This is a genomic window from Bacillus sp. Medicinal_06 (genome assembly GCF_056711665.1).
On record NZ_JBWYHD010000001.1, the window covers coordinates 305147 to 321165 of the forward strand.

Genomic DNA, 16019 nt, shown 5'->3' on the forward strand with positions numbered 1-16019 from the left:
GAGCTTGAGGTTGGGGATTCCCCTGTCTCTGTCCTCACAAAAACAGTTCCTCTCGTTCAACAAAGAGGATACAACGATATAGAGTTCGGTAGTGTCTATATGTAGTAAGACGACCCATTCTATCTTCCGACAAAAGGCAAACAAAATAGGTACAACTACTTTTTCTTATATCGAGGCCAGAACACTTTGTCATGCATCCAGTTCCTAGACCTATTATCTGCTCTGGTAATAAGCGTAAAAATCTGGGACAAAGTGCTCTGTTTCTTTATGCAAACAATTTCTCTAGTTTTTTCTTTTCATTTTCAAACAAGTGTAACTGTTCGATTTGTAAAGCTTCTGTCGGTTGATCTACATCGTATAGCTGATAGAAATGATGTATGCGAATATCCAATTGATTGTTTAATTGATGCCAATGACTCCAATGATGTGCGTCTTTCTTTGGAATATAAGGCTGAAGCACCCGAGGCACTTTTTCTTTATATCCTAATCCACGACGCCCAATCGTAAAAGCAGCGGATTGATGAATAGAGATGCCGAATTTCCGCATGTATTTCATCTTTCCAGAGATTGAAGTGTAAGCGGGATTCACTTGAAAGACAGCCACACCTCTTTTATCAGCACGATTCAGAATTGCACTTGTCATCTTCTCATACGCGAACATACTCTTCATTCGATTTGCTTGTTTATTTCCGTATCGATCTCCTGTTTTCGATTGGGTTGTATCTAACTTCTCGATGACAATCGTTTTATTATACCGCTCCGCTAAGTCGACTAAGCGAATGGCTTCCACTTCGATGATCTTTGTGATTTGTCCGGTGGATTTACCCATAATAGAAAAACGAAGGGAGCCACTTCCTTTATAATCCCCATCCTTCGTTACATTTGCCCAAGCAAAATGCTCAAGATTGCAATCTACACCGATCACACCATCTGATGTGCTGTAATTCGTGTGTGGATTTTCCGGTACATCGACTAAACATTTCACAATATAATAGGAACCATAGTCTTCCACAAACCACGCAATCGGTTTGCCATCCTTTTTCTTATTCTTACACTGTAATTGAGTTGTGATTACTTCTTCAATGGCTTCTTGTCCATATGGGAACGTAACAACTGGAAACATAAGTGTTTTCCCAGAACTTGTCGTCATCCACAATTCTTTTGTCTCGAGCACATACTGAAATACAAAATTGCCATGTTTAGAATCTTTCCGGCCAGATAGGATCAGTTGTTTATTTCGAGCACGAGAAAATAATGTTTTCCATTTGTCATGGTTCCGTACAAACTCGCGGATGGTAAATTGCGAGCGAAACAGTTTTTTACTTCCAAATACTGCGCTTGGAATATGCGTTTGATCAGATGAAAGTTTTTGGGTTAAACGGGATTGTCTGTGAGTGAGATGACCAATTTTCGCCTGAATTCTTTTGATTTGTACATCTAAGTATTGGTGTTCAAACAGATATTCACTCAGCCAAATTAAGGTGTTTTTTTTACGAGATAAGGAGATGAGGTTGTTGTGCTTCGCGAAGCGGGTGTTTTTCAGAAACGTCAGCGTCCCTTTCACACAACTTTGTTTGATTTTGCGAAGATTTGTTAGTTTTGTCCGTTCTTGTTTCAACTTTTTCTTGAGCTTCTTAAGCTTCTCTTGCGTTTGCTTCTCATATCGTTTTTGTAACGCCATTAAACCTGTAAACAACGCCTTTGCTTCTTGCACCGCACTGTTTGCATAATAATCATTCAATTGATATTTCCGCTTGAGAACGAGATGAAGACTGTCTGGATACAACTTACGGTTCCAACGTTTTTCCCGAACCATCGTTTGAAATGCAAAACGTTTTGCCTGATTAAATGTTTCGACTGTCTCTGCCAATGCATCTACCATTTCATGCGGTACACCTATCTTGTAGATCCGTTTCGAAAAATGCGCTTTCTTCACCTGTTCTCACCTCTTTTTATTTGATAAGCTCATTATACACTAAATCGAACGTTAGTTCTACAAAAAAAGAGACGTTTTCTTTAAAAAGAAAAAACCGAGAAGACCCCCACCTTCACTTCGTTTAGAGGAGGGGGTCTTCTCGGTTAAAATGATAAATAAATAAGACAAAGCTCTCCTCAGTGTTTGCAATATATCTACCATTATAAATTTTCTTGCTCAAACAAACTCCCTCTTCAAAGATCTTTTATTGCGGTTTATTCGGATTTGGCTGTACTACAGAAACTGGATTCTCACCAAATTTTTTCACTTTCAATTCAAAATAGGCATCTAAAATTTCCCTTCCAATTTTAGAATTAATCCCTGATTTATCATCGTTTACCCATGGGACAACAACTGAAAATGCAACTTCTGGATCAGCATCATAAGGCGCATAGCCAGCTAAGGTTAAGTTATAACATTTTTTTCTATCTCCATTCTCATCCTTACCTATATCACTATCGCCACCATACACCGTTTCTGCTGTTCCTGTTTTTCCAGCAGGCTTATAAGGAAGGTTTTGAAAATGAGCTACACCGGTTCCATCCATTTCTTGAAACACCTTTCTAAATCCTTCTTTTACTTGATTAATGTAGAGAATATCCATATCTACACGATTTAAAATAACCGGCTCTATCGATTGAACTACCTTACCGATATCCTCTGCTTTATTTGGTTGCTCTCTAATTTCTTGTACAATTTGTGGTTTCATACGATAACCGCCATTTGCAATCGTCGAAATGTATTGCGCAAGCTGAAGCGGAGTATACGTATCATATTGACCGATTGAATAATCAAGTAAGAATCCTGGTGTATGATCTTTTTTTCCCTTTTGCCCCGCAGTCTCATTTGGTAAATCAATACCTGTTGGGACACCTAAACCAAATTGTCCAAAATGATAACGCATTTTATTAAAAGTTTCTTGTTTAATATTTAACGGACTATTCGGTACGTAATCTATCCCCGCGATTTTTAAAGCGGTGTTAAACATATATACGTTAGAAGATACTTGCAGGGCTCTAACATCATCAATATCACCAAAATCTTTCCATGATTTCTTTGCTTTTGTTGTTCCTTTAAATGTCATTGGTGCATCGATAAAATGAGTAAATGGTTGAATCGCACCTGTTTGATAACCCGTTAATAAAGTCGCACCTTTTACTGTTGAGCCTAATTCATAAGAGCTCGTCATTGTACCAAGTGCATAGTCTTCTACTTGTACATTCCCATCTTTATTTACTAGTTTTTTTCCTGAAATAGATAATAGCTGTCCTGTTTTCGGGTTCATCATAACGACAAAAGCTCGATCCATCATTGGCTCTGAAGCTTTAAATGCCATTAAATTTCTTTCGATACTTTCATCCACTTGCTTCTGCAGTTCCATATCAATCGTTAACATTAAATTATTGCCACTTTTCCCTTTTACCACTTGTTCCGTGTGAATGATATTTCCTTCTTTATCAGTAGTATTTTTTGATTGTGCTTTTATGCCATGGAGCGCATCTTCATATTGTTTTTCAATATAACTTTTGCCAACGCGATCATTACGGTTATAATCGCGGACTAAATAGTAATCTAATTGCTCTTTCGGTAGTCCCTCATCAGCACTAGAAACATTTCCAAGTACAGATCGTAGTAATTTATCATATGGATATTCCCGTTCCCAATCAATAGTTGTATCCACCCCTGGAAGATTTGCTAACTTCTCACTAACGACTGCGTATTCCTCCGGCTTGACATCCTTTTTGATAACTTTCGGAATCATATTGTAACCTGCACTCATTTTACTTTTAATTGCTAGTACTTCTATATCTTGTCGTGTAAGTTCATTTAATTCTTCCGCTGTAATACGTTCTCGTCTTAGTTCTTCTACTTTTTTATCAAATTCTTTCCCTGTTAATTTGTTGGCTCTTAACTTCTGCTCATCTTCCTTCGTTACTTTTGCTATTGCACGCTTCTTGTTTAATTGCATCCAAAAATCTTTCTTATCTACATCTGTTAACTTTTCCATAGCCTCCTGCGGCATTTCAATCATCCCAGCAAGTTGTGTCGCTGTATGTAAAATTTGTTCCGCATTCACACTTTTCATCTTTGTATATGTAATCGTTCTTAATGCTTTATTATCAACAACCGCATGACCTTCTCGATCAAAAATTTTACCGCGCGGAACAGGCTTACTTACTGTTTTCTCTTCCTTTCTCTCTGCTTCATTTTTGTACGTTTCACCATCAATAATTTGAACCTTACCTAACTGAATAATTACAGTTGAAAACATAAGAAATACAAAGAAAAATAGCACATTTAATCGGAAGGGAATATGCGTTTTCTTTTTCCGTTTCTTTTTCTGTTCCTTCTTTTTCATTAGGCTCTCCTCTTTCTAGTATCTAAACTATCTTTATCCCGCATTAACGGACAGTAAGACTCCCACCTCAAAGTTCAGTAATAACAAAGAAGTTAGGTAGGAGATTAACTGTCCGTAAAAGCCCGATTGGTGAGGGCTACTAATCAGTGGGGATGAAAAAAATCCCCACTGATTAAAGTTTCACCTTATCTCGTGCATAACAACAAATTAAACCGTACTTTCTCATCTAGATATAAAAATCTTCTCTATTAATAATATTAAAGCACATAGATAATATAATTTATAGTATTTTTATAGAAAATTAAGAAAATTCAACCACCAAAAAACGAGATAAACTCCTCTTATATTTTCCTTAGAGATTATACCCGTTAACTTTACAAGAACATTGATATATCAATGTTTATTCATTATTATTTTTTCATTAAGTCGGATTTTTATTTGCATGTTTTGTTCAACAAAAGAAATAATATAATGTATTTCTTCTATTATTGGTAAAGATATTTGAACTCATCTATATCTAAAAGTTCTTTTACTTTATCAATCGTTACATTATTGTATCTATTGCGAGTAATAATGTCTCTGATCTGTGTGTATCTATAATAAATAAAGCGAGCACCTGTATGAAAGACGTTTCGCTCTATGCTCATTCGTTCCTAAGAAGGTAGCAATCTAAGATTATAAAAGTTTAATTTCAGATGAGATTGTTTCTTTTTTTAAAGATCGAGTAAATGTTATTTAAAGATTTGCGTACAAAAATGCCATCCATTAGACCACCTATGTAATTTTCACGCAATAAAAAGCACTCCATAAGGAATGCTTTAAAATAGTTAATTAGTGAGTGATAATCCTAGTTTTTCACTAAATGTTTCACGCAGATAGTCTTCTAAGATCTCTGTCGTAAATTTTTCATTACGACCTAAAGCGAACAATTCTCCATCTTTTGCAATAATTGTATCAAGAGGAGTAACTACTTCATCAACAATTTTGGTAATTTCAATGATATTATTTTCAGTATGTACTTCTGTTTTAAATTCAATATTTTCTACTACTATATGAGTACGTCTACCAGATGTAAAAAAATTAAAATTAGGATTCTTTATAAAACCTATCTTAATTTCTAATTCATATAAATATTGATAGATTACATCTCTGTGCCCGTTCTTGATAATTTTTTTATCCTTCTCGTCTTCTAAATATTCTTTTATTTTTATTGCAAATTCATCTGGGAAGCTCACTTTTTCCAACACTCCTTTCCGCATTTAATATCAGAATTATTAATCAATATAATTGTATCATAGCGAAAAACAAGTTCCCAATAAATAATAAGACGCTGTACCGATTACGGCAGCGCCTAAGAAAATTGATACTACTTAATCTACGAATCAAAGCTAAACACACTGAAATACTGAATTCTTTTTTTATCCCCAAGAAAAATGATATATATATACTGCTGTTGGGCCATCTTTGATCCCAACAACTCTAGCAAATTTCACTTGAACCGCACCACGAAGAAAATGTATTACAATTGCCACTGTTTGTTGTGACCATAGAAGTGTGTAATACTCCTTGATTCGCTCCTTCGTTGAAACAATTAAATCATTTAAAACAACCTACAAACTGCCCAATCTTCTGCTGGAAGACATAATCAAAATGATATTCTTGCCCTGTTAACTCTTCATTCACTAATATAGTCGTTGCGCCTACTTCTCTTTTTGCAATTTGCGGGAACGATGCAACCGGCTGCACTTTTAATGAAGTTCCCATCACAAGTAATACGTCCGTTTCATATAAGCGCTGCATTGCATTTTGATATTGTGGTAATGTATCACCATATAAAACGACATCTGGATTCAAAATAAAATTACATGTTTCACATCGTGGCACTTCATGATCGATCATATATTGCAAATCATACTTCGCTTTACATTTTGGACAATGAGCAGTTTGGAGTGTACCATGTAAATCGATAACATGCTTGCTCCCGCCTAATTGGTGTAAGCCATCGATATTTTGTGTTAATACCGTGATATCTTTTCCTTTTCTTTCTAAATCAGCTAAAAATTCATGCCCACGATTCGGTTTATATTGATGAAACGTGTTAATTTGAAATATTTCTTTATAATGTTTCCAAAACTCTTTTGGACTCCGGTTATAATATCCCCTTGATAAGTACATTTCTACTTTTGCATCTGCATACAGTCCATTTGCTGAGCGAAAATCTGGAATTCCACTTTCAGTACTTGCCCCAGCACCCGTTAATACCGTAATCTTATTTGCTTTTTCTAGAACAGAACGAACTTCCTCATATTGTTGCATTGCTCTCACCTCTATGTATCATTCTTCCTATATTATAACATTTGTCCATGGCAGGCGTTGCATTTTTGCTCAGTGTGTTGTTCCACCACATTCTATAATATCTGTTTCTACTTCTAATGCGACCTGTACGAATCGTTTCATTCCATTCGTAATCGTTGAAAACGACATACTCGGTTGCCCCGGATGACTACTTGCTTGTTCGGGTAGAAATGGAATCCACAACGAATCCTATTTTCACTTTTTCTAACATGTGCATAAAAGAGATGATTACAAACAAATGTACCTGCCGTTTGCGAAACAGAAGCTGGTATGCCTTCTTCCCGAAGTTTTTTCACAGTAGCTTTCAGAGGAAGTGTAGACCAATACGCAGCTGGTCCCCCTTCTATAATAGGCATATCAACCGGTTGATTCCCTTCATTTTCACAGTAACTAATCAGAATTGCAAATACTTCAAACCGAAAAGAAATTTCCAGCTTTCAAAAGCTCAAGATATATGAAAAATGTACATAAAAAATGATACAGAAGAAAATCATATAAGAGTAAAAAAATGCAATATAGGAGGAAACAAAAAATGCCACAACAAATTGATACTAACCAATTAAAAAAAGCACAAGCAGCAGTATCCCTTTCTAAAGGACTTATTACACAAGCAATTGAACAATCTGCTGCAGATCAACTACTATGTGAAGAAGCTTTAAAACAAGCTTCAACTGAAATAGCTCAAGCCCAAACTCTTATAAGTCAAGTACAATCGTCCCTACAAACACAGTCAGCTCAACAATCACAATAAAAACAAACTCATGTGAAAAGAAAATACTGATGATAAGTACAAAAAGATGGCTTAAAAGCGTCTTTTTTTCACATAACCCATACCATTGATGGTAAGTAAAAAGTATCATCCCTACTATAATTAAAGTTGAGCTTTTTATGAAATCTTAGTGCAGGAATGTATACACCTTTGTTGTATTAATAAAAATCTCTCATAAATGACTTTATTTCCTGTATATAAATGTCGAATGACTATAATGCAACATCTTTATTGTTATGTAACAATAAATTGAGTATTCACTCTTGAGCATACTACTTTATAAATTACTTATCTTTTCATATCATCTAGGGATGGATCTAAACCATTTTCCAAACCAAATAATAAACTGAAAAAAGCGCCTAGTTTAAATGCTTTTTTCAGTTTATATTCTCTATTTTTTTACTATCTCTCCAATGCTATCAAGCTGTACCATTACTTTATTTTCAATACCGCCCTCTTCTTCTGCTTTTTCAATTTTTTTGTCCAGTCTTTTCTTCTGTTTTGCATTCTTTCTAACACATCAAACGTATATCGAATTATCCATATTTTCACTTGTAGCAAACACTGTTTTTCTATTTATGAATATAAGAAAGTAACTTTCAACGATATTTTCGACAACAAAATAAGTAATAGAACAATTTCGATTACAAGGCACTTCATCCCTATCATCCTTTCACTCCATATCCATTCGTGTAAACTAAGGCAAACTGTTCTAAGTACTCTGTATACGAGACTGCGTTTTTTCAAATACTTTAAGCGAAAAGCCTTTCAATAGGAGTGAAAAAAGTGATAAGAGACAAAAATAAAATGATTCATCTATTTTTATTACTGGTTGTTACCGCAGTTTTTATATGGTCTGTTATTAAGCCTGCAAGATACTCGACATGGGCAGCGGAAGCTATTCCTGCCGTTCTCGGTCTAATCATTATAATTGCAATATACAATAAGTTTCGCTTTACCACTCTCTCTTATATCATTATTGCAATACTAGCTATTATAATGTTCGTCGGCGGTCATTACACATACTCAAAGGTTCCTTTTTTTAATTGGATAAAAGATGTTTTTGATTTAAATCGAAATCATTACGATCGATTTGGACATTTGATAAAAGGCTTGTTTACAATTGTGATAAGAGAAATATTACTACGGAAAACTCAACTAACTAACGGCTTTTGGTTAGTGACGATTAGTATAAGCATTTCGCTTGCTATCGCTGCATTATACGAAATCATCGAATGGATAGCATTTAAAATAACAAAGGGAGGAACGGCAGCTAAAGACTTTTTAGGTACACAAGGCGACGTTTGGGATGCACAATGGGATATGTCACTTGCCTTAGTGGGTTCGATTCTCGCATTACTCACCCTTTCAACACTACATAATCGGTTGTTAAAAAAAGAATGAATAAAAGGTTGAGTATAGAGGAATCTGTTTAGCAATAAAACTAAATCATGTTATATACCTTAATGAACATAAAAAAACTATTTTCATTTCAATAATGTTTATTCATAATACTCATAGAAGTTCTTCTCTATCCTCATCAAGCTAAGATTGGTTTGTATTCTCATAATGAAAAAACGCTATTCTTTATGTATATTTCTACAAAGAGAATAGCATTTTTTTGCATAATATTCCAAATCTCGTCCATACTATAGATAGGCTGGTGAATAGCCACAATCCAATTTTGTAGTACCCTACCCAAACTTATTTCTCCCTGGGCTGAGCAATTAGCTTATGCGAGCTGCTCTTTTTAGATTGCTTGTACCACTTTTGTTTCCCTTCGTTACAATATGATTCAAATGGATCGTTTTTTCTAGCTAGAGCATCATCGCATTAGCGTACTATTCCAATACTTATAAGAATTCAACCACATCAGAATCCCGTAAATCTCCCTCTTTATGAATATAGCCGTATGCCCATAAAGCTAAGATGAATTTTTATCTACTAGATCTATTAATGTTTAATGTTGATTTTTTGTATTGAATTACCCCCACCTACCTCTACAAGAGCTTGAGGTTGGGGATTCCCCTGTCTCTGTCCTCACAAAAACAGTTCCTCTCGTTCAACAAAGAGGATACAACGATATAGAGTTCGGTAGTGTCTATATGGAATGTAAGACGACCCATTCTATCTTCCGACGAAAGGCAAACAAAATAGGTACAACTACTTTTTCTTATATCGAGGCTAGAACACTTTGTCATGCATCCAGTTCCTAGACCTATTATCTGCTCTGGTAATAAGCGTAAAAATCTGGGACAAAGTGTTCTTCTTTATCATACAGATAGTTTTGCTAGTTTTTTCTTTTCATTTTCAAACAAGTGTAATCGCTCGATTTGTAATGCCTCTTGCGGTTGATCTACATCATATAGCTGATAGAAATGATGCGTGCGAATATCCAATTGATTGTTTAATTGATGCCAATGACTCCAATGATGTGCGTCTTTCTTTGGAATATATGGCTGAAGCACCCGAGGTACTTTTTCTTTATATCTTAATCCCCGGCGACCAATTGTAAAGGCCGCGGATTGATGAATAGAGATGCCGAATTTCCGCATGTATTTCATCTTTCCAGAGATTGAAGTGTAAGCGGGATTCACTTGAAAGACAGCCACGCCCCTTTTATTTGCACGATTCAGAATGGCACTTGTCATCTTCTCATACGCAAACATACTCTTCATTCGATTGGCTCGCTTATTCCCATATCGATTTCCTGTTTTCGATTGGGTCGTATCTAGTTTCTCTAGTACAATCGGCTTGTTATACCGCTCCGCTAAGTCCACTAAGCGAATCGCTTCCACTTCGATGATTTTTGTGATTTGTCCTGTAGATTTACCCATAATAGAAAAACGAAGGGAACCACTTCCTTTATAATTCCCATCCTTCGTTACATGTGCCCAAGCAAAATGCTCAAGATTACAATCTACACCGATCACACCATCTGATGTGCTGTAATTCGTGTGTGGATTTTCTGGTACATCGACTACACATTTCACAATATAATAGGAACCATAGTCTTCCACAGACCACGCAATCGGTTTGCCATCCTTTTTCTTATTCTTACACTGTAATTGAGTTGTGATTACTTCTTCAATCATTTCTTGCCCATATGGGAACATAACAGCTGGAAACATAAGTGTTTTTCCGGAACTTGTCGTCATCCACAATTCTTTTGTCTCCAGCACATACTGAAATACAAAATTGCCATGTTTGGCATCTTTCCGTCCAGATAGGATCAGTTGTTTATTTCGAGCACGAGAAAATAATGTTTTCCATTTGTCATGGTTCCGTACAAACTCGCGGATGGTAAATTGCGAGCGAAACAGTTTTTTACTTCCAAATACTGCGCTTGGAATATGCGTTTGATCAGATGAAAGTTTTTGCGTTAAACGGGATTGTCTGTGAGTGAGATGACCGATTTTCGCCTGAATTCTTTTGATTTGAACATCTAAGTATTGGTGTTCAAACAGATATTCATTTAGCCAAATTAAGGTGTCTTTTTTACGGGATAAGGAGATGAGGTTGTTGTGCTTTGCGAAGCGGGTGTTTTTCGGAAACGTCAGCGTCCCTTTCACACAACTTTGTTTGATTTTGCGAAGATTTGTTAGTTTTGTCCGTTCTTGTTTCAACTTTTTCTTGAGCTTCTTAAGCTTCTCTTGCGTTTGCTTCTCATATCGTTTTTGTAACGCCATTAAACCTGTAAACAACGCCTTTGCTTCTTGCGCCGCACTGTTTGCATAATAATCATTCAATTGATATTTCCGCTTGAGAACGAGATGAAGACTGTCTGGATACAACTTACGGTTCCAACGTTTTTCTCGAACCATCGTTTGAAATGCAAAACGTTTTGCCTGATTAAATGTTTCGACTGTCTCTGCCAATGCATCTACCATTTCATGCGGTACATCTATCTTGTAGATCCGTTTCGAAAAATACGCTTTCTTCACCTGTTCTCACCTCTTTTTATTTGATAAGCTCATTATACACCAAATCGAACGTTAGTTCTACAAAAAGAGAGACGTTTTCTTTAAAAAGAAAAAACCGATTCATCCCCCACCTTCACTTCATTTAGAGGAGGGGGTCTTCTCGGTTAAAATGATAAAAAACCACCTTTCAATTGGCGGGTGGTCATGCTTTTTCTAACCTCTTTTATATTACTACCACTTTCTATTTTTTAAATTGAAAATGGTTATTTTTAATTTTCTCAGGATATCGGTTTCAAAATTCGAAGTATGATATACGGAAAACGAATCACCTTCTCAAATAAATGATATTGTATTATTATTAGGATGAAATTGTACATGACTTTGATGGAGACTATTCTGAATCTCGTGTAAAAACGAAAGAATCCAAACGATAGGTGGAGGCGTCACTTCGCATATTTTTGCTAAATGCCGGCTCTCCACCATTGGAATTTTCACTTTATTCTTGAGACATCAACTCTTTTACTGGTAAAGAAAAAGTTTCTTCCTTATTCATCTTGGTATGGATAAAAACAAACTGCTTAATCATTTCATTTAAATCCTTTGCTGCTTTTGTAGGAATTTGATGCTTTACGTTATCAATAAATTCTAATTCATTACATGGCAATTTTTCATGCAGTAATTTCGCATGGCTATAAAACACCTTATCTTTCTTACCATAAACCAACAAAACCGGAAGCTGAATATCTCTAAGATGATTGGTACAATTATAGTGCAAACTGTAACGATAATACTGCTCGAAATTTTCAGCATTTCCTTTTCGAGCTTCTTTAAACATCTTTCTGAACAATTTATGTGTGTTTGAATTGCCCCATGAAATAGACAATGCTAGAAATGAAACTGCCCCTGCTTTCGCCAATTTCACACCTAGTGAAATCTTATTCTTTAGATATCCATCCCTCACTTCTGACATTCCACCGATCAGAATCCCACCTAATGTCCTTTCCACGTAAGTTAACAAAAATTCTAACGCGACAGAGCTTCCGGTCGAATATCCGCACATGAACGCTTTTTCGACTTTTAAATGATCCAATAAACGTCTAATATCTTCTGCAATCAGTGGATAGGTTATCGGTTGTTTTGAATACTGACTTCTTCCATGTCCTCTAATATCAAAAGCAATCACTTTAAACTTTTGGGATAATTCCTCTATTTGGTACTCAAAATTCACACAAGTGAGTACAGGAGGATGAATAAAAACAATAGGAACTCCTTCTCCCTTAACGATATAATACAGACTACTACCGTCCACGTTCAACATTGGCATGTATGTAATCACCTCAACAATCTGAAATCATTCCTAACTCTTCTTTAAAGAAAAAAGTAACTTTCAAAAAATGATGCATAATAAAAATTGATGTGAGTATCTATGCGTTATCTATTCGTTATTACTTCCTTTATAATTTGTGAAGGCTCTTTCGTAATAAGCTGCCCGTGATATTCTGTTATACGTTCCTGATAACGTTGGACCTGATTTTTATTTTGAAAAAATGAATATATTTGCTCTTCAAGTGTTTCTTTTTCATCTTTCCATTTATTTAAATAGAAAATCACACCTAACTTTTTTAGTTGTTGTAAATTAATTTCTTCTTGCCCTGGTAGTACATGATAAATAAAAATAGGTTTTCTTTTGAATAAACTTTCACTTATTGTTACTCCCCCAGGCTTTGTAACGATTGCATCTATTTGATCATAGAGTTTGTTCATTTTTTCCCTACATGTAATATATTTTAAAGGTGTTATGTTATCTCGTTGTAATTGTTGAAGCTTTTGATATAAATTGTCATTTTTTCCGCATAACACATAAAAGTGAATTTTTGTTTCCGTACCTATTTTGTGAATTAAATCTTCTATTGCTCCAACCCCTAAACTTCCTCCGGTAATTAAAACTGACAATGCAGAAGAAGTAAACTTTACTATATGCTCTTTTTGTTTTTTTATCTTTTTATGAATAGGAATTCCTGTTATAAAAATTTTTTCATTACTTATTCCCTTGTTTTTTAAAAATTCCTTCATATGATGAGACGGTACAAAATGAAAATCAATATTTTTAATGCCCCAACAACTATGAATGAAATAATCTGTATATACATTTATAACTGGTGTTTTCAATTCACCTTTTTCTTTCAAATAGTTTAATACATATGAAGGTAAAGCATGAGTGCAAATGATCAGATCAGGTTGTTTATCCCTTAGTAATTTTCTCATGAATGGTACAAACAGAAGTTCATATAATCGATAACGTTTGTTCTCTTCGACATTTTTGTAGACAGAATTTTGATATATCCAATTATAAAAATCAGGGAATTCTTTAATCCATTTTAAATAAACATTTGAAACCAATGCTTCTATTCTTCCATAACTATACGAGAGAATATCCACTAGATCACATTTTATATTGAATTGATCCTTTTGTATTCCTTCTATTAATGCTTGTGCAACTTGATGATGGCCTGATGGAATCTGCAAAAATGGCAAAAACAAGATAGTCTTCTGTGTTGAATGTTGCTTCATAAATCACCTCTTGAAATACACTTAACGATGTGTCTTTTCATTTATTTCTATTATTATGTAGCACTTCTTTTTTTCTATTCTGGCTACTATTTAGAATACATTACGTACGATGGATTTCGTTCCATAAATTACATACAAAATGATAGGTTTTTTCATGTATAATTTTTATAGAAGGAGTGATGTAATTGAAAATTTTATTACTATCCGTTTTATTTATTATTCTCTTCTATCTATTCAAAAAAGCTCACAAAAACACGACCGATATCGTGATGAATAAAGTTCAAATAAATCAAAAGCAAACCTGCGGACATGATCCGATACTAAATATTCTACACCTTTCCGATATGCATCTTGAAAATATATCTATTTCCCCAGCTCAGCTTTATGAAAAGCTAAAAGATGAACCAATTGATTTGATTGCACTTACTGGAGATTTCCTTGACCGTAAACGTACGATTTCTAAACTTGCTCCATATTTAGAGGTATTAAGTCAATTACATGCAAAGCATGGTATATACGCTGTTTTTGGTAACCATGATTATGTATTACGTGAAAAGGACTTACAAAAATTAAAAGAAATACTTGAACAATACGACTGTAAAGTAATGCAAAATGAAAATCATGTTATTTATGTTCAAGGTAATCGTGTAAATATCATTGGTATTGATGATTTTAGTACGAAACGCAGTGATTTAACAGCTTCTTATCGAGAAGTTAGATCGGGAACAAATTTAGTATTAACTCATGATCCGAACATTGTGCTCCATATGAAAGAATATCATTTTGACTATTTATTATCTGGTCATTTCCATGGTGGCCAAATTTGCTATCCAAAAGCTTATCACCTTGCAAAAATGGGTAAGCTTGCAAGAATGAACGTTATAAAAGGACTTCATATGCAAGATGGAAAACCTTTTTATATTAGTGAAGGACTAGGTCAAACAGGAGTAAATATTCGAGTGGGAAGTCGACCAGAAATTACATTGCACCAACTATCAATATCAACAATTAAAAATAAAGAACTACCTGCAGTATAAAATATAAGGCTGTTAACGGACCTAGTTAACAGCCTTTATATTTTACTGTCAAATCATTTTGAGTGCAGTATATAAAGTGAAACTTTAATCAGTGGGGGGTTTCTTCATCCCCCACTGATTATTAGCCTTCACCAATCGGGCCGTTACGGGCAGTTTATCTCCTACCTAACTTCTTTGCTTCGCCGAATTTTGAGGTGGGAGTATTACTGCCCTAAAGTAGCGGGATAAAATTGCATTGACTTTTTAACAAATGCGATTAACATTTTCTTTTAGTAATTTCATCTCGAGATTCACAATTATATATTTGTAATAAATTCTCCTTAGACATAAATAAATATTTTGGTGGGGCAGATATATTGTTCTTTATCATTTTGAAAATCGAATCGTTATTAGATAATAAACATATTGGTAAAAATGCTAACCATTTAAACCATTTATAAAAAGGATTAGAAATAGCAACAAATTCAAAACCTAATCGATCAGCTCCTCTATTTAACATTGAAATCCCAATTATTCCTTTAATCTCATCTGCCTTAGAATGATTTTGAATATATGATCCAAGACTAGGCAAGGACTTTTTAACATACTGATAAATAAATCGTCCTTTTGTAATGTCATTTTTAACAGACTTCATTTCATTGATTAAACGCACATTATGTAAATGAATTTTAACCAAGATATCATTCTTATTGATTTGTGTGCCGTCAGAAAGAGTAACATGTTTCCCCTTGTAACGAGTGAGCCTTACACGTAAAATATTTTCCTTGTGAATTTCGTTATGAATATAAGTTAAGCGAGTGAATTTATAATATATTGGATCAAGAAAATTCCAAACCAATAATACATAGCTTTTCATTTTGTTTTCATTTCCCTTTTTAAATTTTTGATAAAACTATTTTGCATATTTTCATTAAAAATATTTAGGGAATCTTAGGGGTTTTAGGAAGAAAAATCAAGAAGGATTAGTATAAGTTGGCATCATAAATTTCTATAAAACATTGCAACATAAATCATGTGAAATTGAACTTAG

11 protein-coding genes and 2 pseudogenes are annotated in these 16019 nt (G+C 34.5%); 3 read left to right on the forward strand and 10 right to left on the reverse strand.

Features of this window, described 5'->3' with window-relative positions:
* Positions 1-265: 265 nt before the first annotated feature.
* The 5 genes and pseudogenes from AC1M36_RS01635 to AC1M36_RS01655 form a co-directional block, all read right to left on the reverse strand.
* Positions 266-1936: an IS200/IS605 family accessory protein TnpB-related protein gene (locus AC1M36_RS01635; protein WP_479845529.1), complete on the reverse strand. Its 1671-nt coding sequence runs from the start codon at positions 1934-1936 to the stop codon at positions 266-268.
* A 244-nt stretch (positions 1937-2180) separates the two neighbouring features.
* On the reverse strand, positions 2181-4334 hold the full coding sequence (locus AC1M36_RS01640; protein WP_479845530.1) for a peptidoglycan D,D-transpeptidase FtsI family protein: 2154 nt from the start codon (positions 4332-4334) through the stop codon (positions 2181-2183).
* Positions 4335-5161: 827 nt separating this feature from the next.
* On the reverse strand, positions 5162-5569 hold the full coding sequence (locus AC1M36_RS01645; RefSeq protein ID WP_420792389.1) for a DUF3942 family protein: 408 nt from the start codon (positions 5567-5569) through the stop codon (positions 5162-5164).
* 361 nt (positions 5570-5930) lie between these two features.
* Positions 5931-6650, reverse strand: a complete 720-nt coding sequence (locus AC1M36_RS01650; RefSeq protein ID WP_336454537.1) for an NAD-dependent protein deacylase — start codon at positions 6648-6650, stop codon at positions 5931-5933.
* A gap of 69 nt (positions 6651-6719) precedes the next feature.
* Positions 6720-7072: pseudogene (locus tag AC1M36_RS01655) on the reverse strand (pyroglutamyl-peptidase I family protein); the annotation flags it as partial.
* A 149-nt stretch (positions 7073-7221) separates the two neighbouring features.
* Here AC1M36_RS01655 and AC1M36_RS01660 point away from each other — a divergent pair.
* Entirely contained in the window at positions 7222-7440 is a 219-nt protein-coding gene (locus AC1M36_RS01660) for a hypothetical protein (protein WP_336454536.1), read from the forward strand.
* 412 nt (positions 7441-7852) lie between these two features.
* On the opposite strand, the pseudogene AC1M36_RS01665 reads toward AC1M36_RS01660, so the two are convergent.
* Positions 7853-8127: pseudogene (locus AC1M36_RS01665) on the reverse strand (DUF2953 domain-containing protein); the annotation flags it as partial.
* Between the two features lie 117 nt (positions 8128-8244).
* Between AC1M36_RS01665 and AC1M36_RS01670 the strand changes: the two are divergent.
* Positions 8245-8862 (forward strand): DUF2238 domain-containing protein, encoded by a 618-nt coding sequence (locus tag AC1M36_RS01670; protein ID WP_336454535.1) that lies wholly within the window; start codon positions 8245-8247, stop codon positions 8860-8862.
* An 869-nt stretch (positions 8863-9731) separates the two neighbouring features.
* On the opposite strand, the gene AC1M36_RS01675 is transcribed toward AC1M36_RS01670, so the two are convergent.
* The 3 genes from AC1M36_RS01675 to AC1M36_RS01685 form a co-directional block, all read right to left on the reverse strand.
* Entirely contained in the window at positions 9732-11402 is a 1671-nt protein-coding gene (locus tag AC1M36_RS01675; protein ID WP_479845531.1) for an IS200/IS605 family accessory protein TnpB-related protein, read from the reverse strand.
* 475 nt (positions 11403-11877) lie between these two features.
* The gene (locus tag AC1M36_RS01680; RefSeq protein ID WP_336452225.1) at positions 11878-12705 is read right to left on the reverse strand and encodes an alpha/beta fold hydrolase; all 828 of its coding nucleotides are present in this window, start codon (positions 12703-12705) and stop codon (positions 11878-11880) included.
* Positions 12706-12812: 107 nt separating this feature from the next.
* A complete protein-coding gene (locus tag AC1M36_RS01685) occupies positions 12813-13952 on the reverse strand; it encodes an MGDG synthase family glycosyltransferase (protein ID WP_336452226.1) in 1140 nt (379 codons plus the stop codon).
* Positions 13953-14137: 185 nt separating this feature from the next.
* Here AC1M36_RS01685 and AC1M36_RS01690 point away from each other — a divergent pair, with 185 nt between their 5' ends.
* Complete coding sequence (locus AC1M36_RS01690; RefSeq protein ID WP_336452227.1) at positions 14138-14989, forward strand: metallophosphoesterase; 852 nt, start codon at positions 14138-14140, stop codon at positions 14987-14989.
* Between the two features lie 256 nt (positions 14990-15245).
* On the opposite strand, the gene AC1M36_RS01695 is transcribed toward AC1M36_RS01690, so the two are convergent.
* On the reverse strand, positions 15246-15845 hold the full coding sequence (locus AC1M36_RS01695; RefSeq protein ID WP_336452228.1) for a YkoP family protein: 600 nt from the start codon (positions 15843-15845) through the stop codon (positions 15246-15248).
* Between the last annotated feature and the right edge of the window lie 174 nt (positions 15846-16019).

Coding starts and splice junctions, on each gene's coding strand:
- AC1M36_RS01640 (WP_479845530.1), bottom strand. CDS start 4,334: ATGAAAAAGAAGGAACAGAAAAAGAAACGGAAAAAGAAAACGCATATT.
- AC1M36_RS01650 (WP_336454537.1), bottom strand. CDS start 6,650: ATGCAACAATATGAGGAAGTTCGTTCTGTTCTAGAAAAAGCAAATAAG.
- AC1M36_RS01660 (WP_336454536.1), top strand. CDS start 7,222: ATGCCACAACAAATTGATACTAACCAATTAAAAAAAGCACAAGCAGCA.
- AC1M36_RS01680 (WP_336452225.1), bottom strand. CDS start 12,705: ATGCCAATGTTGAACGTGGACGGTAGTAGTCTGTATTATATCGTTAAG.
- AC1M36_RS01685 (WP_336452226.1), bottom strand. CDS start 13,952: ATGAAGCAACATTCAACACAGAAGACTATCTTGTTTTTGCCATTTTTG.
- AC1M36_RS01695 (WP_336452228.1), bottom strand. CDS start 15,845: ATGAAAAGCTATGTATTATTGGTTTGGAATTTTCTTGATCCAATATAT.